Origin of the sequence: Exercitatus varius (assembly GCF_029577735.1) — a bacterium.
Classification (GTDB): domain Bacteria; phylum Pseudomonadota; class Gammaproteobacteria; order Enterobacterales; family Pasteurellaceae; genus Exercitatus; species Exercitatus varius.
Map to the genome: position 1 here is coordinate 386,993 of NZ_JARQTO010000001.1, position 22,830 is coordinate 409,822.

At 46.6% G+C, this 22,830-nt stretch carries 18 protein-coding genes; 8 read left to right on the top strand and 10 right to left on the bottom strand.

Going from position 1 to position 22,830, the window contains the following annotated elements; all coding sequences use genetic code 11:
* Nucleotides 1-51: 51 nt before the first annotated feature.
* The 6 genes from sbcB to mukF all read right to left on the bottom strand — a co-directional run bounded on the left by sbcB (nt 52) and on the right by mukF (nt 9,559).
* A complete protein-coding gene (sbcB, locus tag P7M01_RS01815; RefSeq protein WP_317482928.1) occupies nt 52-1,467 on the bottom strand; it encodes an exodeoxyribonuclease I in 1,416 nt (471 codons plus the stop codon).
* Between the two features lie 69 nt (nt 1,468-1,536).
* Entirely contained in the window at nt 1,537-1,878 is a 342-nt protein-coding gene (locus tag P7M01_RS01820; RefSeq protein WP_317477389.1) for a YegP family protein, read from the bottom strand.
* Nucleotides 1,879-1,960: 82 nt separating this feature from the next.
* Nucleotides 1,961-2,830, bottom strand: coding sequence for an EamA family transporter (locus P7M01_RS01825; protein WP_317482855.1), 870 nt, complete (start codon nt 2,828-2,830; stop codon nt 1,961-1,963).
* Nucleotides 2,831-2,910: 80 nt separating this feature from the next.
* Complete coding sequence (gene mukB / locus P7M01_RS01830) at nt 2,911-7,362, bottom strand: chromosome partition protein MukB (RefSeq protein ID WP_449536209.1); 4,452 nt, start codon at nt 7,360-7,362, stop codon at nt 2,911-2,913.
* Between the two features lie 83 nt (nt 7,363-7,445).
* The gene (mukE, locus tag P7M01_RS01835; protein WP_202937576.1) at nt 7,446-8,183 is read right to left on the bottom strand and encodes a chromosome partition protein MukE; all 738 of its coding nucleotides are present in this window, start codon (nt 8,181-8,183) and stop codon (nt 7,446-7,448) included.
* 41 nt (nt 8,184-8,224) lie between these two features.
* Nucleotides 8,225-9,559 carry a chromosome partition protein MukF gene (mukF, locus tag P7M01_RS01840; RefSeq protein WP_317482857.1) on the bottom strand — a complete coding sequence of 445 codons (1,335 nt, stop codon included), beginning with the start codon at nt 9,557-9,559 and terminating at the stop codon, nt 8,225-8,227.
* 220 nt (nt 9,560-9,779) lie between these two features.
* Between mukF and ttcA the strand changes: the two genes are divergently transcribed.
* The 3 genes from ttcA (at nt 9,780) to nrdG (ending at nt 13,822) form a co-directional block, all read left to right on the top strand.
* On the top strand, nt 9,780-10,715 hold the full coding sequence (gene ttcA / locus P7M01_RS01845; RefSeq protein ID WP_317477386.1) for a tRNA 2-thiocytidine(32) synthetase TtcA: 936 nt from the start codon (nt 9,780-9,782) through the stop codon (nt 10,713-10,715).
* 242 nt (nt 10,716-10,957) lie between these two features.
* A complete protein-coding gene (nrdD, locus tag P7M01_RS01850; RefSeq protein WP_317482004.1) occupies nt 10,958-13,084 on the top strand; it encodes an anaerobic ribonucleoside-triphosphate reductase in 2,127 nt (708 codons plus the stop codon).
* Nucleotides 13,085-13,345: 261 nt separating this feature from the next.
* On the top strand, nt 13,346-13,822 hold the full coding sequence (nrdG, locus tag P7M01_RS01855) for an anaerobic ribonucleoside-triphosphate reductase-activating protein (protein WP_317482858.1): 477 nt from the start codon (nt 13,346-13,348) through the stop codon (nt 13,820-13,822).
* A 53-nt stretch (nt 13,823-13,875) separates the two neighbouring features.
* Here the strand turns inward: nrdG and P7M01_RS01860 are convergent, their stop codons facing one another.
* Nucleotides 13,876-14,664, bottom strand: a complete 789-nt coding sequence (locus P7M01_RS01860) for a TatD family hydrolase (RefSeq protein ID WP_317482859.1) — start codon at nt 14,662-14,664, stop codon at nt 13,876-13,878.
* 173 nt (nt 14,665-14,837) lie between these two features.
* On the opposite strand from P7M01_RS01860, the gene pth reads away from it, so the two are divergent.
* From pth to P7M01_RS01885, 5 genes are all read left to right on the top strand, one after another.
* Entirely contained in the window at nt 14,838-15,422 is a 585-nt protein-coding gene (pth, locus tag P7M01_RS01865; protein ID WP_317477383.1) for an aminoacyl-tRNA hydrolase, read from the top strand.
* Nucleotides 15,423-15,522: 100 nt separating this feature from the next.
* Nucleotides 15,523-16,614, top strand: coding sequence for a redox-regulated ATPase YchF (gene ychF, locus P7M01_RS01870; protein ID WP_202937583.1), 1,092 nt, complete (start codon nt 15,523-15,525; stop codon nt 16,612-16,614).
* Between the two features lie 66 nt (nt 16,615-16,680).
* A complete protein-coding gene (locus tag P7M01_RS01875; RefSeq protein ID WP_317482860.1) occupies nt 16,681-17,127 on the top strand; it encodes a methyltransferase family protein in 447 nt (148 codons plus the stop codon).
* Nucleotides 17,128-17,136: 9 nt separating this feature from the next.
* Nucleotides 17,137-18,033, top strand: a complete 897-nt coding sequence (locus P7M01_RS01880; protein ID WP_202937585.1) for a homocysteine S-methyltransferase family protein — start codon at nt 17,137-17,139, stop codon at nt 18,031-18,033.
* Nucleotides 18,034-18,092: 59 nt separating this feature from the next.
* A complete protein-coding gene (locus tag P7M01_RS01885) occupies nt 18,093-19,502 on the top strand; it encodes a basic amino acid/polyamine antiporter (protein ID WP_202937586.1) in 1,410 nt (469 codons plus the stop codon).
* A gap of 75 nt (nt 19,503-19,577) precedes the next feature.
* Here the strand turns inward: P7M01_RS01885 and P7M01_RS01890 are convergent, their stop codons facing one another.
* The 3 genes from P7M01_RS01890 to pheT form a co-directional block, all read right to left on the bottom strand.
* Nucleotides 19,578-20,042: a C40 family peptidase gene (locus P7M01_RS01890; protein WP_317477379.1), complete on the bottom strand. Its 465-nt coding sequence runs from the start codon at nt 20,040-20,042 to the stop codon at nt 19,578-19,580.
* A 92-nt stretch (nt 20,043-20,134) separates the two neighbouring features.
* Nucleotides 20,135-20,431, bottom strand: coding sequence for an integration host factor subunit alpha (locus tag P7M01_RS01895; protein WP_202937588.1), 297 nt, complete (start codon nt 20,429-20,431; stop codon nt 20,135-20,137).
* A gap of 2 nt (nt 20,432-20,433) precedes the next feature.
* Entirely contained in the window at nt 20,434-22,821 is a 2,388-nt protein-coding gene (gene pheT / locus P7M01_RS01900) for a phenylalanine--tRNA ligase subunit beta (RefSeq protein WP_317480963.1), read from the bottom strand.
* Nucleotides 22,822-22,830: the final 9 nt, after the last annotated feature.

A 22,830-nucleotide genomic window follows, 5' to 3' on the forward strand; every position in this document is an offset into this window, starting at 1 on the left:
AGATTTGAATAAATAATATACTATTCAAACCGTTAAAAGCGGTATTTGGCATTACAGTAATTTTGATGCATACGTATAAACCTGTTGCAATAGATCCAATTTATCTTCATTACCGGTATATTCCATCACCAAATTTTGCATGCGCTGTTCGAAATCCGTTGCCTCTTTTTCCAATTTACGACGACGATATTTTTCCCACTGTAACTGCTCGCTGCGAGTCAGGGTTTTGAAGAAATGGCGGGCGCGATAATGAAAAATTAAATCGGGAATTCGTTTGTCTTCAAAAGTCAGTCCGTGTTCCGCCAGTTTTTCCGGCGGCAGTTGACGTAAAATAGCCAAATTATTTCTATCATTATTACTGAAAAATCCGCTATACAATTCTGTTTCCACATTATCGCTCGGTTCAAATTGGCGCTCTTCGCGAAAAATCTCTTCAATTTTTGACCGCACTTTGGCGGATTGACGTAGTTTTTGTAGATTTTCCAGGCAAAATTGACGGTCAATACCCAGCCGTTCGGCATTTTCCGGCAATAACGTTTTGGCCGGCGCCAGAATCGGACATTTATTGATATGCACCAGTTTTAACGGCACGGGAGATTTACCTTGCGCTTCCAGTTCTTCTTTTTTGGTGTACAATGCCGCTCGTAACTCTTCTACACTTTTATTGAGGAGATCGTCGATGTTTTGGCTTAAATCGCAGACGATCACCGCATTTTGGTTCACGGGATGCCAAACCACAGGCGCTACCCAACTACAGTTTCCGCGGTAATTCCCCAGCATGCCGGAAACATGCACCAACGGCGTCATTTCCGCCACATTAATAAGACGTTCAATTTCCCGTTTACCGCGATTTTCAAAGAAATACTGAAATAATTTCGGCTGTTTCCGTTTGATCAATTTCGCCATGGCGATGGTGGCGTATACGTCCGACATGGCATCATGCGCATTTTCATGGGCAATACCGTTGGCTTCTGTGAGTTTTTCCAGGCGGAAACTCGGCATACCGTCGTCGTCATACGCCCATTCGATGCCCTCAGGACGTAAAGCGTAGCAGGCGCGCACCACGTCCAGCAAATCCCAACGGGAATTGCCGTTTTTCCAACTGTATTCGTAAGGATCGATAAAATTGCGATAAAAGGTATAGCGGGTCATTTCATCATCATAACGAATGTTGTTATAACCCATGACGCAAGTATTAGGTCGGCTGAATTCGGCCAGTACGGCGGCGGCAAATTCCGGTTCGGGCAAACCTTTTTCATTACATTCCTGCGGTGTGATACCGGTCACCATCACTGCTTCCGGCGAAGGTAAATAATCGTTGGTTTGCTTGCAATACAGCATGACCGGTTCACCGATGACGTTAAAATCCGCATCGGTACGAATACCGGCAAATTGAGCCGGACGATCAGTGGCCGGATTAATACCGAAACTTTCATAGTCGTAAATGAAAAAGGTGAAATAGCTCATAAAATTTTGTGATAATTTCATAAAAAAATCTGTACCTAAAAAGATACAGATTCTGTTATTAGGTTTTGTTTATTCGGCGGTTTTGTCTTTGATTTCCGTCGTTGCGGCATTATTCATCACGGATTTCACCCCGTTTTTCGCGGCTTCTTGTGAAGAATAATATTGGCTGCGCCCGATTTCCTGGTGATTTTTCGCTTTTAACACGAAATAAGGTTGATCGCTTTTTGTGGTTCTGAATTCAAAATTTGCTTCATCCAAACCGTTTTTCTGCACGGATTCAATACCGTTTTCCGCAGAGGCTTTGGCTTTATAAAGCTCACTGGTTAAAATGATTTGGCCGTTTGCCGCAATCAAATTAAACATAAACTGACCGTCTTTCGCCGATTTAAGTTCATACCAACCGAGTGCCATAATGTTTCTCCTTAATTTATGTGGGTAACCCACGCTTAAATCATAGACTTTTTGCCTAAATTTTCAATATGTTGAAGATAATCTAGGCAAATAATTTTTCGCCATAAAGCAAGAAAATCGCCAAAATACCGAATCCGATGCCGGCGCTATTGATTTTGCTGATACGTTCTTTGAAGAATAACGCACCAACAACCGCACCTAAACAAATTACCCCGATGTCCATGCAGGCAAATACAATGGTCGGGTTTTCTTTAAAATGCTGATGAGCATAAATGTAAAATAAAATATTGCCGAAATTAAGGCATCCCAACAACATTCCGGCGACAAAACTCGGCACCGTCCAACGAGTGCGTTTAATTATCAGATAAGAGAATATCAACATGGCCGCCAGGCTGAAAGCAATAAATAAACTGGTTGGAAACGCACCGCCCATTAAAGCGATTTTCTTATACAAAATGCCCGACGTTCCCCAAATCAACCACACTCCGCCCAGTGCAAACGCGGCTTTTGCCATATTGCCCACCGTCCCCGCCGGTTTGAACAGTAAACAGAACAAAGCTAAAAACGCCAGCGCCACGCCGGCAATCCGCAAATCCGTCAACGTTTCACCAAAAATCACCACCGCAGCAATAATTTGCAGAAACAACGCTAAACGCTGAGCGGCGTCAGTACGTACAATTCCGCCGTATTCGATAGCCTTCGACATCACCATAAATCCCACCGGTAGCAATACGCCTAAAGTAAGAAAAATCGGCTTGGCTTCGCTTTGAATAAAAAATTCGGTAAAACTCAATCCGTTAAAATCCGGACGTAATAGAAAATAACTCAGCGACAACGCCATGATGTAGCCAAAAGCAATCATCTGTTCCGTCACCACATTAAAGCGTTTACACAGTTTAAACAGCACCGAAACCGATACGCTGCAACAAATCGCTAAAACAAGAAAATGCATACAACTTCCTTTTTATTGGCGGCGCGTTAAAAGTGCGGTCAAAAATTAACGTATTTTTTCCCGCACTTTTTCGCCTGTTTTTAAGCCGCCCCCCCAAATCCGCGTAATCCGACTACGTGAACATGTTCCTGGTTGCCTGAAATTTTACGTACCAGTTTATAGGTCGTTCCTTTTTCCGGACTGATATTTTCAGGCGCGGCAATCAATAATTGCATATCCAAACGTTCGCATAATTCGAATAATGTGCTGATGGATTTGCCGTCCAGGCGCGCCGCTTCGTCCAGGAACAATAAACGACAAGGCAGAATATCTTTGCCGCGCAGACGCCGGCTTTCCTCTTCCCAGCTTTGAACCACCATAAGCAAAATCGACATCCCCGTACCGATGGCTTCCCCGGTGGATAGTGCGCCGCTTTCCGCCCGCAACCAGCCGTCCGCGCCCCGATACACTTCCACTTCCAGATTCAGATAATTACGGTAATCCAGTAATTCTTCACCGATAGTTTGCGCAGTGCGTTGTCCCATGTCGATATGCGGATTCAGGCGTTGATACAACTTCGCGATGGCTTCGGAGAAAGTCATTCGATTGTCCGTAAATAAATCCTGATATTCTTCCTGATCACCGGATAACGCGTCCAGTAACATCGCATGAGTATCGCGAATATCCACCACCAAACGCACGGATTTTACCTGTCCGAAAGCGATATTTTGTAATCCCTGATTGAGCATGCGAATGCGGTTTTGTTCCCGCTGAATGGTTTTACGCATAATATTCGCCACCGATTCGGAACTGATCGCCAGTTTTTGTTCACGGCCGGTCAGTTCGTCCGTCAAACGGTTGAGCTCGATTTCCATTTGTTCGATGGCGTCAATCGGATCATCGGTTTTAATGATGTCCTGACGGATACGCTCACGCAAATGTTGATACACGGCAATAAAGAATCGCACTTTATTTTCGGGTTTACGGCCGTCTTCGGAAAGACGCAAAGCATCGCGCAGATATTCATTGTCGGCCACGGCCTGACGTAAAGCACCAAGCGCTTTATCCGACATTGAACGCAATTCGTCCGCCGACAAATACGCCAATTCACGACGATTCAGGCGTTTTTCCACATCGCTGTTACGCGACAAACGAGATACTACGCACCAACTTACTTTCGCCGCAACCACAAGTTCCCGCTGCTGTTTATAATCCCGTTCCGCTTTACGAATGCGACGGGTTAAATTCTCCGCTTCGCTTTCAATAAGAGTTAATTGTTTTTCAATGTAAGAACGACGCTGGCGGTTAGCGGAGAGTTGTTGATAAAGTTCGTCTTTACGGATTCTTGCCCGCTCTTCCGCGCCTTCGTCCGCACGCACGCCTAATTCGTTGACTTCGGCTAATAATTCTTTCAATAAATCATTTTTACTGTTGAAAGAACTCTGTAACTGAATAAAGACCTGATTATATTGAGCAAATTGCGCCTGTTTTTGACGGAGCTGTTCGCGTTGTGCGTCACGCTGCGCCTGCATTTGCTCCAGACGTACGCGTAGCTGTTCGTTTAATCCGTTGCTTTCAGTTTGCACATTGTCTTCATAACTGAAATGCGCTTTGCGCTGTACTACGTCCGCTAAGGCAAAGGCTTTTTGCTGCGCTTGTTTTTGCATAGCGACGGCTTGGGCAAACTCCTCTTTTAAGCGCTCGTAATTTTCCGGATCGCTTTGCAATGTAGCGGCAATTGGCTCTAATTGTGACAACGTCGCGCCGTGCTGGCGGATGAAAATCTCGTCCTGTTCCGCTAAATCCAATTGTTCGCGGGTTTCGTCAATACGATCCTGCAAACCGTCGTCGGCAATCACCGCAAGTTGCGGAATCAGTTTATTCAGCAGTTGCATTTTTTCTTTTGCCGCATCCAATTTAATTCGGATTTGTTGTTCACCCGTTGAAAGTGCGGTCAATTCTCGCTCGATTTCGTTACGTTCCGCATTAATCTCACGCATGGTTTCTTCCGGGTTCGGCAGAAACGCTAAGGCTAAATGCAAACCGACAAATTGACCGAGTTGTTGATGTAAACGCTGACATTTTTGCACGTCGAAAGCGCGTTGCGCATAAGCTTCCGCCACTTCGTCACGCTGCGCCTCCAGCTCCGCCAGATGTTTTTCACGGGCGGCACGGCCAAATAACGGGATATCCGGGAATTTGGAATAACGCACTTCGCGATCGGAAACCTGCACCACAACCCCGTGTTCCAGTTCCTGCGCCGCTAACACGCTGTCGTCAAAGGCGGACGGATCACCTTCGATTAAATATAAATCGTCCGGGCAATCTTCCAGTTCGGACAGCTGCGCTTTCACCGCATTCAAATCGCGCACAACAATAGCATGGCGGGCCGGTCCGTAGAGTGCAGAAAAATACGGCGCATCTTCAAAAGGCACGTCATCGTACAGTTCGGACAACAACACGCCGCCGAATCGTTCCGCCAACAGGTTCAACCGCGCATCTTCCGAGCCGTCCGGCTGGCTTAAACGGGAAATCTGCTCATCCAGTTGCTGACGTTTATGCTCGAGTTGATCGCGTTGAATGGTGAATTCGCGCTCTTTCACTAACTGCGTCTGCATAAAATTCATCACATCCTGACTGTCGTCAAAACGCTCGCCGGACTGCTCTTGCAAACGCTCCAAGGCGGCTTGCGCCGTTAACCATGCCGGCGCTTTTGCCGCATGATCATTATAAAGCGCCGTCAGCTGTTCGCGTTTTTGACGCAAAGTCGAACGTTCTTCCACTTGGGCGGACAGTTCTCCGCTTAAATCCTCGATAATGGCTTCATGTTCCGTGTAACATTCTTCCAATTCGTCGGCATCGGTTAAATTCAGTCCTGCGCGTTGATTAAATTCGGTTAATAAACGTACCGCACTTTGTTGTTGTGCATAACGTTGTTCCAGCTCATGCAGTTTTGCCCGCAGTTGCGGAGTCTGCGCCGCCTGCACTTTTTGGGTCGGAAACTCTCGTAATAAGGCTTTAGCGCTTTCCCACGCCGCAGAGCGCGGCATTTCCCCCGCAATTTTACAGACTAATTGATAAGCTTTATCGAACTGAGATTTTGCCGCTTCGGAAATGGACATTTTCTGTTCCAGTTCCAGCACGCGCTCCGTTAAGGTTTCCGCTTGCGCGGCAAATTCTTCGTGATATTCGTCAACGTTTTTCACCGCTAAATCCGCTAATCCGCACAAAGTTTTGGCTTTTTCCAACGCCTGAATAGCCTGTTGATATTGCAAGGCGCGGGTTTGTTGCGCGTCCAAGGCTTGTTGGTAATCGGCTAACTGAGAACGGATTTGATCCACTTCCGTTTCAATCAGCTCAAATTGCGTCTGACTGCTTTCCACTTGTTCGCCGGCGGTTTCCACCACCATTTTTTGTTCTTCCAACTTTTCCGTCAGCTCGTTTACATCATCTTGATAACGTTCGATTTTTTCCTGATGACGCAAGGCATTCAGCACCAAATTAAGATGATCGGACGCACTTTGGTGATCCACTTCCAGCACCTTTTCGCTTTCCGCCAGCTCGGCGGCTTCACGGCTTAAATCCACCAAACGGTGCTGAGATAAATTCTGTTCCGATTTAGCGTTATACCATTCTTTACGGAAATTTAACGCGGTTTCGATGTTGCCCCGACGCTCGTTAGCGTTGCGCATGTAATCCGACGCCACATAATTGGTGGTTTCCGTGATCAGATGTTTAAACAAATCGCGATCCGCCTGAGTCATTTTAATGGCTTCCAACGTCATACGGTTTTCCCGCAAAGCCGATTCCATGTCCTGGAAGGCCTTGCGCACGCCCAGATTTTCCGGCAACAAATAATCGCGCAAGGATTTGGTAATGGCACTGGAAATCCCGCCGTAGAGAGAAGCTTCGATTAATTTGTAGAATTTGCTGCGATCGGACGACGAGCGCAAACGGCGCGGAATAATGCCCAAATCGAACATCATGCCGTGATAATCGGCAACGGAATGATATTGCTTGAATTGACCGCCAATTTCGTCGATTTTGTCTTTAATTTCGGTTAAATTTAATACTTTCGCCTGACGTTCGCTGACGGCTTCGGTGAAAAGTGCGGTCGGATTTAACGACAATTCTACGCCCTGAATGCTGAAAGTTTTGAGATCCACTTTCTTATCCCGTCCCGCCACTTGCTGCAAACGAACGCCAACTAAAGTGCGCTGATGACGGGAGTTAATCGTGTCCAGCACGGCATAACAAACGCCTGGGCGCAATTTCCCGTGCAACCCTTTATCACGGGAACCGCCGCTGGCGCCGGCTTCCGTGGTGTTACGGAAATGTAATAAGGTTAAATCCGGAATCAAGGCGGTGACAAAACCCGCCATGGTAGTGGATTTTCCCGCACCGTTACCGCCGGATAGCGTGGTCACCAGTTCATCCAAATCGAAAGTACGGGCGAAAAAACCGTTCCAGTTAATTAAGGTGAGCGAACGGAATTTGCCGCGCTCGACGCCAGCCGGCACGCTGAACGGCGAAAGTGCGGGAGAATTTTCAATCGTTTTTTCATCGTCCGCCGTTTCCGCCTGTTCTACGACCGCTTCGGTTTCCAGCACATCTTGCTCTAATTCAAAATCCGCCATTATTCCGCTCCTTCTTGATTATCGTCATCTTCAAAATCTTCTTCATTTTCCACCGCACTTTCATCTTCCGCCGCGTTCTTTTCTGCGGCAAGCGATTCAGGCGTCGCCGCTTCCCCGTCGCGGATTAAACGTAATTGCGCTTCGCGCGGATCGTCTCCGGCTCGCACTTCCGCGCCGAAACGGAATACGGATTCGGAAATGGTAAATTTCCCGCTGTTTTGTTCGCCGACCGTATGCAACATCCCCAGCCGGCGCAGGCGTCCGATTGCCGCCCGCACTTTTTCCGCTAATTTCTGCTTATCCAAATCCGAACCGCTGGCGCGCAAATTGATGGCTTTCAGCAATTTCGCCTCGTCCGCCAGATTTAATAATTCATCGTACACTTCCTGTACGCTGAAAATGCCCTGTTGCGCCAATCGCTCCGGGCTGAGATACAAATAACACAACACTTTACCGACCAGCATTTCCAGCTCGCTCAATACCGAACGGGCAATCAATGTGGTGGCTTTCGGCCGTAAATAGAAAAAACCTTCCGGCGCGCGAATAAGTTCCACGTTATAGCGACGGTAAAAACCGTCCAGCTCGTTTTGGAAATCCGCCAGAAAGGCGTAGTTGTCAAGATGTTCCTGTCCGATGTGTCTGCCTGAACGCAACTGGCTGTCTACCGCAGGAAACAGCGGATTGGCGATTGCCGCCGCCAATTTGGTTGAAATTAAGTCTTGAAGATTTTCGTTCATAATTATATTTCCGTAAGCGGGCTTACCGGCCCTGCATTCAATTATTTATATTCATCAATTACATTTGCCTGCACTTCCGCGCCGTAATCGTTGATCTCATGCCATTGGGAATACACGCCCGACAAGTCGGCACTCGCCATGCCCAGACGTACCGCCTGATCCACGATAATCCTCGCCACATCGAAATGACGGGAAAGCGGATAATTGTCGAGTTGTTGTTTTAACACCAGGCTTAAATCGATTGGCTGATTATGTTCGCGCTGATGAATCAACAACGCCTGCATGGTTTCGACAATTTGTTCATGTAAATCAGAAAGCTGTTCATATTCTAATTCTTCCGGCAATTCGCCAAGGGCATCTTCGTCGCGCAAAGCTAATTCTTCGTCGCGCAAATCCACTAATCGTTCCGCCTGCGCCGTCCACAGGAACCAAGGCGCATCGAAATAACCGCGAATGGAATGGCGTAAACGTTGGCTGAACACGCGGTTTTTATCCATATCGATCGCCGTTCGTATAAATTTATGTACGTGGCGGTCATAACCAATCCACAGGTCGATCGCTTGTTGTCCCCAACTGATAATGCGGTCAAGTTTGGACTGTAAATCCACGATAAGTTGATCAATGAAATACAGTTCGCTCTGCCCGATGACACAATCCTGAATACGCAACAATTGCGCCTGTAATTTGTCGCCCGCCGCATTCAGCGTATCCTGCAATTCGCGCAGATTACCGGAAGTTTCGTCCAGCAGACGCTCGCAACTGGCAATAGCGGCCTGCCAGTCTTTGGTCAGCAGTTCGGCGATTTCTTCTTTAATATTTTGTTGATTTTCATCCATGATGCGTTGCGACAAATCAATGCTGTCAAAAATTTCCGCCACGGAATATTTCAACGGAGCAAATACGTTACGACGCCAGTAATATTCGTCTTCTTCCCGTCGCACCGCTTCTTCCGCCGCTTCGGAAGCCCGTTGGATTTCATCGGCAACAATGGCCAACTGCACGGAAAGGCGCAACGCGGAAAATTCACGCTGACGGATATAATAATCGGACACGCCCACGCCCAGCGGTGTTAGGCGATAAATAGACAAGCCTTCGGTGAATTCGCTGCTGAAACGATTAATAAAACGCTGCTTCACCAAATCGTTGATGGCGTTATTGGCGCGGGTGGCGATGTTTTCGGATTGAGCGAATTGCTTCGATACGTGACGAAAAATATCTACCAAATCGCTTTCCTGCATTTCGCCGTCAAAGCGTTCGTTGTTATACAACGCAATTGCCAGCAAATAGGACAACCGTTCGGTATTCAGGCTTAACGAGAACTCTCGTTCGCGCGCCCAGGAAACCAGTTCGGGAAGAGTTTGTGATGTTTCGGACATGTCATTATTCTCACAAAACAGAATTTAAATAACAAAAATATTGCCGATTATACAGGAATTCGGAAAGATCTTATAGCTTGATTTTTCACAAAAAACAGGCAAAATTTTGCCCGCACTTTATGCCTTTTCAAATCGCTTTTCTCGCATTTTCTTGGTTGCTTTTTCCGAATAAAACCGTACCATACGCAGGATTTTCATTTTATTGATAAAGAAAAATGCTATGACGGAACAAACGGAAAAAGCCAAAAAACAGATTTATAACCTGAACAAATTACAGAAACGTTTACGCCGCAACGTAGGCAACGCCATTGCGGATTTCAATATGATTGAAGAAGGCGATAAAGTGATGGTGTGTCTGTCCGGCGGAAAAGACAGCTACACCTTGCTGGACATTTTGCTGAACTTAAAACTCAGTGCGCCGATTCATTTTGATATTGTAGCGGTGAATTTGGATCAAAAACAACCGGGTTTTCCCGAACACGTGTTGCCGCAATATTTGGAAAGTATCGGCGTCGACTACAAAATTGTGGAAGAAAACACTTACGGCATCGTGAAAGAAAAAATTCCGGAAGGCAAAACCACCTGTTCTCTTTGTTCCCGACTGCGACGCGGTATTTTATACCGCACGGCGACAGAATTGGGCGCCACCAAAATCGCCTTGGGCCATCATCGCGACGATATGCTGGCGACGCTGTTTTTGAATATGTTTTACGGCGGAAAATTGAAATCCATGCCGCCGAAACTAATCAGTGACGACGGCAAACAAATCGTGATTCGCCCGCTGGCTTACTGTAAAGAAAAAGACATTGAAAAATATGCGGTGGCAAAGCAGTTCCCGATTATTCCCTGCAATCTGTGCGGTTCACAGCCGAATTTACAACGCCAGGTGGTAAAAGACATGCTGAATACTTGGGATCGGCAATATCCCGGTCGTCTGGAAACCATGTTTTCCGCTATGCAAAACGTGACGCCATCCCATTTATGCGATGCGAATTTATTTGATTTTAAGAACATTCGTCGAGGACAACGCTTAGCCGGCGTTGAAGGCGATATCGCTTTTGATAAGGAAGAATTGCCGACGCTTGCGCAATTTGATGAAGATGAATTTTCGGATTTCAGCGAGGAAAATCTGATTCATTTTAAAGAAGTGAATTAATCTTGTTCATCTAAGTGCGGGAAAAAAATGAAAAATTTTCACCGCACTTTCTTACTTCCCGTTTAGCCGAACGATTGCCCGCATTCGGCGCTATTTCTTGGGTTAACACTATATCTTGTAGTTTTATCCGAACGAATATCCACGATATTGTGATGAAGATACCTAAATTGTTGTTGAATTCCTGTTTTGATCTATATATAGTATAGACCACCTCAAACAAACACTACATATAGGTAACTATTATGACTTCATTCTATGTAATTAAGCGTGACGGATCGCGCTCAAGCTTTGAAATTCAGCGTATTATTAATGCCATTAAGAAAGCGGCAAAAGCGGTAGATGTACAGGATGAGCGTTATTATCACCAAATCGGTCAGCAGGCTTGCGATGAGATTTTCGAACATTACCAAAACGAAATCGACATCAGCCATATTCAACGTATTGTTGAAAATAAATTGATGGCGAGTTCTTATCCGCAGGTTGCCCGTGCTTACATTGAATATCGTCATGATCGCGATTCCGCGCGCGAAAAACGCAGTAAATTAACCAAGGAAATCGAAGGGTTAATTGAACAAACCAATATGGCGGTGTTAAACGAAAACGCCAACAAAGATTCGAAAGTCATCCCGACTCAACGTGATCTGTTGGCGGGCATCGTCGCGAAACACTATGCCAAACAATATTTGTTACCTAAAGACGTGGTTGACGCCCATGAACGCGGTGAAATCCACTATCACGATTTAGATTATGCTCCGTTCTTCCCAATGTTCAACTGCATGTTGGTTGATTTAAAAGGCATGCTGACCAAAGGATTCAAAATGGGCAATGCGGAAATCGAGCCACCGAAATCCATCGGAACCGCAACGGCCGTAACCGCGCAAATTATTGCTCAGGTTGCCAGCCATATTTACGGCGGCACGACCATTAACCGCATTGACGAAGTGTTGGCGCCGTATGTGCAGCTTAGTTACGAAAAACTGCTGAAAATCGCCGAAGAATGGCAAATTCCCGATGCCGAAGGCTTCGCAAAAGCGCGTATTGAAAAAGAATGCTTTGATGCCTTCCAATCGCTCGAATACGAAGTCAATACTCTGCACACCGCGAACGGTCAAACCCCGTTTGTGACATTCGGTTTCGGTTTGGGAACCGGTTGGCAGGAACGTTTAATTCAAAAATCCATTTTACGCAACCGTATTCGCGGTTTAGGTAAAAACCACAAAACGCCGGTCTTTCCTAAGCTTGTGTTTACCATAAAGAAAGGGGTTAACCAATCGCCTGCCGACCCTAACTACGATATTAAAAAACTTGCCCTGGAATGTGCTTCAAAACGGATGTACCCGGATATTTTAAATTATGATCAAGTGGTAAAAGTGACAGGGTCGTTCAAAGCGCCGATGGGCTGTCGCAGTTTCTTAGGAAAATACGAAGAAAACGGGCAAGAAATTCATGACGGACGGAATAATTTAGGTGTGGTCAGTTTAAATCTGCCGCGCATTGCACTTGAAGCCAAACATGATGAAAAACGTTTCTTTGAAATTCTCGAACAGCGTTTGGCACTGGCGAAAAAAGCTTTAATGACGCGTATTGCGCGTCTTGAAAATACCAAAGCTCGTGTAGCTCCGATTCTTTATATGGAAGGCGCATGCGGCGTACGTTTGAAAGCGGACGACAATGTGGCGCAAATTTTCAAAAACGGACGGGCTTCCGTTTCACTGGGTTACATCGGTATTCATGAAACCATTAATGCACTTTATAACAACGGGCATATCTTCGATGACGAAATGCTGCGCGAAAAAGGCATCAAAATCGTAGAACGACTGAGTTCCGCCACCAAAGAATGGGCGAAGGAAACCGGTTACGCGTTCAGTCTTTACTCTACGCCGAGTGAAAATTTATGTGACAGATTCTGCCGTTTAGATACCAAACAATTCGGCATTATCGACGGTGTTACCGACAAAGGTTACTACACCAACAGTTATCACCTGGACGTGGAGAAAAAAGTCAATCCGTATGACAAACTGGATTTCGAAATGCCTTATCCGTCATTGGCGAGCGGCGGATTTATTTGTTACGGCGAATATCCGAACATTCAGCACAATCTGAAAGCCTTGGAAGACGTTTGGGATTACAGTTACGACCGCGTACCTTATTACGGCACCAACACACCGATTGACGAATGCTACGAATGCGGTTTCACCGGTGAATTTGAATGTACCAGCAAAGGATTTACCTGTCCGAAATGCGGCAATCATGACAGCGAAAAAGTTTCCGTCACCCGCCGGGTTTGCGGATACCTGGGCAGTCCGGACGCCCGCCCGTTTAATCCGGGGAAACAGGAAGAAGTGAAACGCCGGGTTAAACACATGTAACTGAAAGCCCCTTGATTTTGCCGCTTATTTTTTGCGACAAAATTGCTTAACGCAAAACGTTTAAATTCGCGAAAAAGCGTTTCTTAAAAATGTCGTTCAAAAAGCGTGTCAAAATCGAAGGAATTTTCTCCGCACTTTGCCTTAAAGTGCGGTCAAATTTTTGAATGTTTTTTTGATTTCTGCTATCGACTTAAAATTTAATTTTTCCGTCTAAACAAAATATCCTCTTTCATTGGGAAGCTGTTGCTTTTAAAAAAGAAAATGAATTACCTCCAATATTATCCCGTTGATATCGTAAACGGCGAAGGTACGCGTTGCACGCTTTTCGTGAGCGGTTGTCCCCATGCCTGCAAGGGCTGTTACAACCGGAAAAGCTGGTCGTTCGGCGCCGGCGTGCCCTTTGATCACGCCATGGAAGAGCAAATCATCAAAGATCTCAAAGACACGCGGATTAAGCGGCAGGGATTAACGCTGTCCGGCGGCGATCCGCTGCATCCGCGTAACGTCGAAACATTGCTTCCTTTCGTTCAACGGGTTAAAAGCGAATGTCCCGATAAGGATATTTGGGTTTGGACGGGTTATACGCTGGGAGAATTGGACGATTATCAACGCCAAATGCTACCCTATATCGATGTTTTGATAGACGGAAAATTTATTCAGGAACAGGCTGACCCAAGCCTTGTCTGGCGGGGCTCGGCGAATCAAATCGTACACCGTTTTAAATCGAACGAATTTTAAAAAACTTCTCAATTTTTGACCGCACTTTTATAGAAATTTCAATTTATCGACCGTTATGCAAACATGGTCAGCGAATTTTGCCAAATCACCGCTTTAATTTCTTCCGCCGGTTCTGTTCTCAACTCACATAACGCCTGAAATATCCGATTAATCCGCTCCGGGCGATTAGGCTGGCCCTGAAACCCGAAAACCGGCATATCCGGGCTGTCCGTTTCCAGTAACAAAGCGTCCAGCGGTAGTTTGGCGATCGTCTGCCGGGTTTTATTCGCCCGCACATAAGTAATAGTGCCGCCGACACCGATTTTATAGCCTAAATCCACAAACCGCTTGGCTTGCTCATAACTGCCTGAAAAACCGTGCACCACTCCGCATTCCGGCAAGCGAACGCGTTTGAGAAAAGCGAAAAGCTGATCGTGAGATTTACGGCTGTGTAAATTCACCGGCAGCCGGAATTGTTTCGCAAACTGTAATTGCGCGTCGAAAAAATCACATTGTTTGCGCCATAATTCCGCCGTCATCAATTCGGGCTTTGCCCTTTCCAGTCCGATTTCCGCCACCGCCGTCAATCTTTCGTGACGTTGTGACAAATAACATTCCAATTCATCCAAATCCGACGGCTTATGCTCTTTAATATAAAGCGGATGCAATCCCACTCCATAACGTAAATTATCGGGATAAAATGCGGTCATTTTTTCGATAGTTTTGAAATCCCGCGCCAAAACCGCCGCCACCAGTATTTTCTCCACGCCGCCGGCCTCGGCGCACCGAACCAACGATTCCAGCGGTTCGCCGCTGAAATGATGCAGATAATCCAAATGCGTATGCGTATCAAAAAACGGCATGATATTTCCCTAAAATGAATTTTGCCGAAAGCATAGCATATCGGTAACGGAAAAAGTAGCCGGCAACCTCGGGGCGACAAGGCCATTCGCAGTTTGACGACAATAATATCTCATTGAAAAAAATACGGATTTAAACTAAAATACGCCCCTATTTTTGACAATCGGAAGCTAATATGTCTGAAATCAAATTAATCGTCGGATTAGGCAATCCCGGCGATAAATATGCGGATACCCGCCATAATGCCGGCGAATGGCTGATTGACCGCCTGTCCCGTCGTTTTAATTTTAGCCTGAAAGACGAAGCCAAATTTTTCGGTAAAACGGCTCGCGCGCTGATCGGCGGACAGGAAATTCGCTTTTTAGTCCCGACTACTTTCATGAACTTAAGCGGCAAAGCCGTCGGCGCACTCGCTTCCTTTTATCGCATTCAGCCGGAAGAAATTTTAGTGGCTCACGATGAATTAGACCTTCCGCCCGGCGTGGCAAAAATTAAACAAGGCGGCGGACACGGCGGACATAACGGATTGAAAGACACCATCGCCCAATTAGGCAATAGCAAAAATTTTTATCGTTTGCGCGTGGGTATCGGACATCCCGGCGACAGAAATCTGGTTACTTCATACGTATTAGGCAAGCCTTCGCCGGATGATTGGGCATTGATTGATAAAGCGCTGGACGAAGCCGCCGCTTGTGTGGAAATTCTGCTGAAAGACGGCGTCACCAAAGCGACAAACCGCTTAAACGGCTTTAAAGCTTAGTAGGATTTTAAATTAACGGCGCGCATGTTAAACGTTCGCCGAATTGATAACCGAGACCCGCATCACAATGCGCGTCATCATTTTACAACAGGAACAAAAAATGGGATTTAAATGTGGTATCGTCGGTTTGCCGAATGTCGGTAAATCCACTCTTTTCAACGCGTTAACCAAAGCCGGCATTGAAGCGGCAAACTACCCTTTCTGCACCATCGAACCGAATACCGGCGTGGTGCCGATGCCGGATCCGCGTTTAGACGCGCTGGCTGAAATCGTCAAACCCGAACGCGTATTGCCGACCACGATGGAATTCGTGGACATCGCAGGATTGGTGGCGGGCGCCAGTAAAGGCGAAGGTTTGGGCAATAAATTTTTAGCTAACATTCGTGAAACCGACGCGATCGGTCATGTAGTGCGTTGTTTTGAAAATGACGACATCGTTCACGTTGCCGGCAAAATCGACCCTGCGGACGATATCGACACCATCAACACGGAATTGGCGTTAGCCGACTTAGACAGCTGCGAACGCGCGATTCAGCGTCTGCAAAAACGCGCCAAAGGCGGCGATAAAGAAGCGAAATTTGAATTGTCCGTGATGGAAAAAATTCTTCCGGTTCTGGAAAACGCCGGCATGATTCGTTCCGTCGGCTTGGATAAAGACGAACTTCAGGCAATTAAGAGTTACAATTTTTTAACCTTAAAACCGACCATGTATATCGCCAACGTCAACGAAGACGGTTTTGAAAACAATCCGTATCTGGATCGCGTACGCGAAATTGCGGAAAAAGAAGGTGCCGTCGTCGTGCCGGTCTGTGCCGCTATCGAATCGGAAATCGCCGAACTCGACGACGAAGAAAAAACCGAGTTTTTACAAGATTTAGGCATTGACGAACCGGGTTTAAACCGCGTCATCCGCGCCGGTTACAAATTGCTTAATCTGCAAACCTATTTTACCGCCGGCGTAAAAGAAGTGCGCGCCTGGACGGTTTCCGTCGGCGCCACCGCACCGAAAGCCGCAGCGGTGATTCACACGGATTTCGAAAAAGGCTTTATCCGCGCCGAAGTCATCGCTTATCAGGATTTCATTGATAACAAAGGCGAAGCGGGCGCCAAAGAAGCCGGCAAATGGCGTTTGGAAGGAAAGGATTACATTGTTCAGGACGGCGATGTTATGCATTTCCGTTTCAACGTCTAAAAACTTTTAAAATTTTGACCGCACTTTGAATGCTTTAAAGTGCGGTTATTTTTAACGTGATTTTTTATGAAACTTAAACTTCCGCCTCCGTTTTTATTTTTGCTCGGCATTGCGCTTATCGCCTGCTTGCCGGCATTTCCACTGCCCTTTTCGACGGCTGTCCGTATCGGGCTGTGCGGTGCGTTATTGCTGATTGGCACAGTTTTTGCCGCCGCCGGCTTTTTTGCCTTTATGCGACAGAAAACCACGTTAAGCCCGCAATCGCCCGAACGCAGTTCAACGCTGGTAACCGACGGCATTTTCCGGATAAGTCGTAATCCTATGTATCTCAGCCTCGTGATATGGCTTACCGCCTGGGCAATTTGGCGCGAAAGCCCGTTAGGTTTTATCGTGATCATTTTGTTCGTCCTTTATCTCACTTATTTTCAGATTAAACCCGAAGAACAAGCGCTTGAACGCAAATTCGGTCGCGTTTTTTTACAATACAAACAATCCGTCAGACGATGGATTTAAGGAAAAATTATGCAAATCACCATTCTCGACGGCGGCATGAGCCGCGAACTTATGCGGTTAAACGCGCCGTTCAAACAGCCGGAATGGTCGGCTCTCTCGCTGTATGAAAAACCTTCCGCCGTGCAACAGGTACATGAAGATTATATCGCCGGCGGGGCCGACGTTATCACCACCAACAGTTACGCGGTGGTGCCGTTCCATATCGGTGAGCAGCGTTTTCATGCGGACGCCAAAATGCTGGCGGATTTGGCCGGTCGGCTGGCTAAAAGTGCGGTCAAAAATTCGAACAAATCCGTAAAAATTGCCGGTTCGCTGCCGCCGATGTTCGGTTCTTACCGAGCGGATCTCATTGAAAAAGACCGTTTTGCGGAAATCGCTCAGCCGATTATCGACGGTTTATCGCCTCATGTGGATATTTGGTTGTGCGAAACCCAAAGCGCCATTATCGAGCCGGTTTCCGTTAAACCGTTATTGCCGAAAGATAATCGTCCGTTGTGGGTGTCTTTTACCTTAACCGATGACGAGCCGACGCCGGAACCGCAGTTGCGTTCGGGCGAAAGCGTCAAAAGTGCGGTGAAAAAGATGATCGAATTAGGTGTGGATGCGATTTTATTTAATTGCTGTCAGCCTGAAGTTATCGAGCGGGCTTTGGATGTCACTCGTCAAATTCTGAGCGAAAATCATGCCGTTCACATTAAAACGGGCGCTTACGCCAATGCTTTTGCGCCGCAGCCGAAAGACGCCACCGCCAACGACGGTTTAGACGAAGTGCGCAAAGATTTAGATCCGCAGGCGTATTTGCGCTGGGCGCAAAAATGGAAAGCGCAAGGCGCATCTATTATCGGCGGTTGTTGCGGTATCGGCGTCGAGCATATTCGGGTTTTGGCCGATAAGCTGAATTCATAAAAAATCATGGAAAAATCGCCCGCACTTTTGCGGTCGGGCATGCAATATAAGGAAATATTATGTCGAATAAAAAAATCGGGTTGCTTTCTTTAACCGCGCTGGTTTTAAGTTCCATGATCGGTTCGGGAATTTTCAGTCTTCCGCAAAATATGGCGGCCGTGGCGGGCGCCGAAGGCATTTCTATCGGCTGGCTGATTACCGGCATCGGCATTATCTTTCTCGGATTGTCGTTTTTCTTTATCTCCCGGCTTCGCCCCGAACTGGACGGTGGCATTTACACCTACGCCCGCGAGGGATTCGGCGATTTAATGGGCTTTATGTCCGCCTGGGGTTATTGGTTATGCGCCACGATCGGCATCGTCGGTTATCTGACCGTGGCGTTTGAAGGCTTAGGCGTATTTACGGACACGGCACAGCAAGTTATTTTCGGACAAGGCAACACCGTTCCGGCCTTTATCGGCGCTTCCGTCATCGTCTGGCTGGTGCATGCGTTAATCGCCAGCGGTATTAAAGAAGCGGCCGCGGTGAATCTGGCGGCAACTTTTGTTAAAGTCGCGCCCTTGGTATTGTTTATTTTGCTCGGATTTTGCTATTTTGACGCAGACGTTTTCAAATCCGACATCAAAGCCACCGCATTGGGTAATAGCGTAAGCGATCAGGTGAAAGATACCATGCTGATTACGCTTTGGGTGTTTACCGGCGTTGAAGGCGCTTCCGTGCTGTCGGCGCACGCCAAAAAACGTACGGATGTGGGCTTGGCGACCGTGTTGGGCATTCTGATCGCGCTGGCGTTATATGTGGCGATCACCGTCCTTTCTTTAGGCATTTTGCCGCGAGAAACCATTGCCGATATGGCGAATCCGTCCATGGGGCCGTTGCTCGACGCAATGATGGGCGAAAGCGGCAAAGTGATAATTACCGCTTGCCTGATTGTTTCCGTTTTAGCCTCTTACATCAGCTGGACCATGTATTCTTCGGAAATTCCCTATCGCGGCGCACAAAACGGCGCGTTTCCGCAAATTCTGAATAAATTGAACGATAATGAAGTGCCGATCAATTCTCTCTGGTTTACCGGTTTTATCGTGCAATTCTGTTTAATTCTGGTGCTGGTTTTCGAGCAAAGTTACAACACGTTACTGCTGATTTCCACTTCGATGATTTTGATTCCGTACTTCTTAATCGGCGCTTATTTGTTTAAGTTGTCCTTCCAAACTCACGCCGCCTGGTATGTGAAATTGACGGGTTTTATGGCGTCGCTTTACGGTTTATGGATTGTCTATGCGGCGGGATTGCAATATTTGTTGCTTTCCGTGGTGCTGTATGTACCGGGGATTCTGTTGTATCTCTACTCTAACCACCGCTTCCACGGAAAATTCAACGTTAATGGCTACGAAAAAACGGTGCTGGCGGTCATCTTCTTGATTTTCTGTTATGCGGTTTACCGCTTGCCGAATCTGTTGGCCGCTTAATTTAACGGCGGCAAAACAAAAAGTGCGGTAAAAAAACGTTAAATTTTTTTACCGCACTTTTGTTATCGGTTCGTATTAAATCCGGCGCACCTGCCAAAAAGCTTTACGCCAATAAGGGCTATTCATCGACGAATAAATCACGCCGCCTTTCGTGGATGCATGCAGGAATTTGTCATCTTTCACATAAATTCCCACGTGATAACCGTTCGGTCCTCGTCCCGTTTTGAAAAAGATTAAATCGCCGGTTTGAATTAAATCTTTAGGCACCTTTTTACCGTATTGCGACTGTGCTGTGGTGGTGCGCGGCAGAGAAATATTGAAACGATCCATAAAGGTCGTTCGGGTAAAACCGGAACAATCCACGCCGTCTCTGGTGGTGCCGCCTAACTGATAAGGTGTTCCCGCCCATTCCCGCTGCTGTTCGCTTAGCAGCGTAATCGCCATAATGGGGTCGTCGATTTGCCCTTTGTAATTAATGCCGTCGTATTCTTCCGAAAGCGTGGAACAGGCGTTCAGAAGGCTTAACACCGCTATTAACATTAATGTTTTTAACCGCTTCACACCCATATTATTCCCTCATGTAAGAATATAAAAGCTACCCATTAACCGGGTAGCCATCCTTAGCCTGCCGTTTAACCTTTCAGTTTTGCTTTTTCTACTCGGGCGCGCAATTTTTGGCCGGGCTTAAACACCACAACCCGACGAGCGGAAACCGGCACATTTTCACCGGTTTTCGGGTTTCGCCCCGGACGGGAGGCTTTATCCCTTAATTCAAAATTACCGAATCCCGATAATTTTACATCATTTCCATCAGCCAACGTCGCCCGAATTTCTTCAAAGAAACTTTCCACCATCGCTTTCGCTTCGGTTTTATTCAGCTCAAGTTTTCGCGTCAGGTTTTCCGCTATTTCGACTTTCGTTAATGTCATAATTAATCTCTCAAAGTTGCATTAAAGCGTTGTTTTAATTCGGCTAATACTGCAGAGATAACACCGTTAATATCTTCTTCGCCCAAGGTTTTTTCCGTGTCCTGAATAGTCAGACTGACAGCCAGGCTCTTCATGCCTTCCGCCACACCGGAACCCTGATAAACGTCAAATAAATTCACTGCTACCAATTTTTCACCGCCGACGGCGCGACATGCATCAATAATATCAATCGCCGGTACGTTATCCGCAACCACTAATGCCAGGTCACGACGATTCGCCGGGAATTTAGAGATTTCTTTTGCCGTTGCGACATTACGTCGAGAAACTTTTTCAACTAAAATCTCGGCCGCAAATGTTTTACCGTTTAATCCCAATTTTTGCACAATGCTCGGATGAATCTGACCTATGCAGCCGATTTCTTCGTCATCTAACATTAAGACTGCGGATTGCCCCGGATGAAATGCCGGCAAAACTTTTGCTACGAATTTAACTCTATCGCCGATTGCGGTCAAGGATAACAGATTTTCAATATAGCCTTTTAAGTCATAAAAATCAGCCGGTTCGGATTTGGTCGCCCAATGTTCGTTATATTTTGCACCGGTCATCACCGCCGCAAAGACCAACTCCTGGCGAACGCCGAATTCCGCCTTGGTATCGGGAATAAAACGTAACCCCGTTTCAAACAAACGCACGCGAGTTTGCTGACGATTTTGATTATACAGCACCGCTTCCAATAAGCCGGTTAATAAAGAAACGCGCATTGCCGACATTTCACTGGAAATCGGATTAGGCAATACCCACGGTTTAACGGACGGATGTAACAAACTTTGGATCTTCGGATCGACAAAGCTATATGTAATCGCCTCATGAAAATCGGCGGACACAAGTGCGGTCTTAATTCGATCGATATCTAAATCCGATTCTTTATGTTCACGCATTTTTAAATGTGCCAACGGCGCATTATTCGGAATGTTGTTATAACCGTAAATGCGAGCCACTTCTTCAATTAAATCTTCTTCGATTTCAATATCGAAACGCCAGCTGGCCGATGTTACCGTCCACATATCGTTTTCATAATGCACGGCAAATCCTAAACGGTGGAAAATATCGGTAACGGTTTCCGTTTCGATATGATGCCCCAATAAAGCATCCAATTTGCTACGACGTAATTGCACTTCTTTTAATTTAGGCAAATGTTGTTCGCTGACCGCTTCACAAATTTCACCGGCTTCACCGCCGCAAATTTCTAATAAAAGTGCGGTCGCTCTTTCCATTGCTTTACGTTGTAACTGAAAATCCACGCCGCGTTCGAAACGGTGAGAGGCATCGGTATGTAAACCGTATTGGCGGGCGCGACCGGTAATCGCTAACGGAGCAAAAAATGCCGATTCTAAAATCACGTCTTTGGTTTCGGCATTTACGCCGCTTGCCGCTCCGCCGAAAATTCCCGCCATTGCTAGCGGACCGTTTTGATCGGCGATAACTAAAGTATTGCTTTGTAATTTTGCCGTATTACCGTCCAATAGAACGAGTTCTTCGTTCTCTTTCGCCATCCGGACTTGTACCGGTTGCACCACTTTTGTCGCATCAAAAGCATGCATCGGCTGACCTAATTCAAACAAAATGTAGTTGGTAATATCCACCACCGGATCGATTGAACGAGTACCGCAGCGACGAAGTTTTTCTTTCATCCACATCGGTGTTGCCGCTTTCACGTTGATATTTTTTACCAAACGCAATAAATAGCGAGGACAAGCCTCCGGTGCGGAAACATTAATGGCAATTTTATCCGAAATAGTCGGCTCAATACTGTCAACGACCGGTTCGTTGACGGACATACGATTTACCACGCCGATTTCCCGCGCCACGCCGGCGATGCTTAAACAATCCGCACGATTCGGCGTCAGGCTGATTTCGATTGCTTTATCATCCAAATCAAGATATTTACGTAAATCACGACCAATCGGCGCATCCGCCGGTAATTCGATAATACCGCTGTGATCTTCCGATATACCTAATTCACTGAAAGAACAAAGCATGCCTTCGGAAGGCTGACCGCGCAATTTCGTTTTTTTAATTTTAAAATTCCCCGGCAACACCGCGCCGTCCATTGCACAGGCAACTTTTAAGCCCTGTCGGCAATTCGGTGCGCCGCATACAATATCCAACAAGCGGTCGCCGCCCACATTAACTTTGGTTACGCGTAACTTATCCGCATCGGGATGTTGTGCACATTCGACAACTTCCCCCACGACCACCCCGCTGAATTCGCCGGCAACCGGTTCTACACCGTCTACTTCCAGACCTAACATGGTAATTTGTTCGCATAATTGCTCTGTGTTAATCGCAGGATCAACCCACTGACGCACCCAATTTTCACTAAATTTCATTCTATTCTC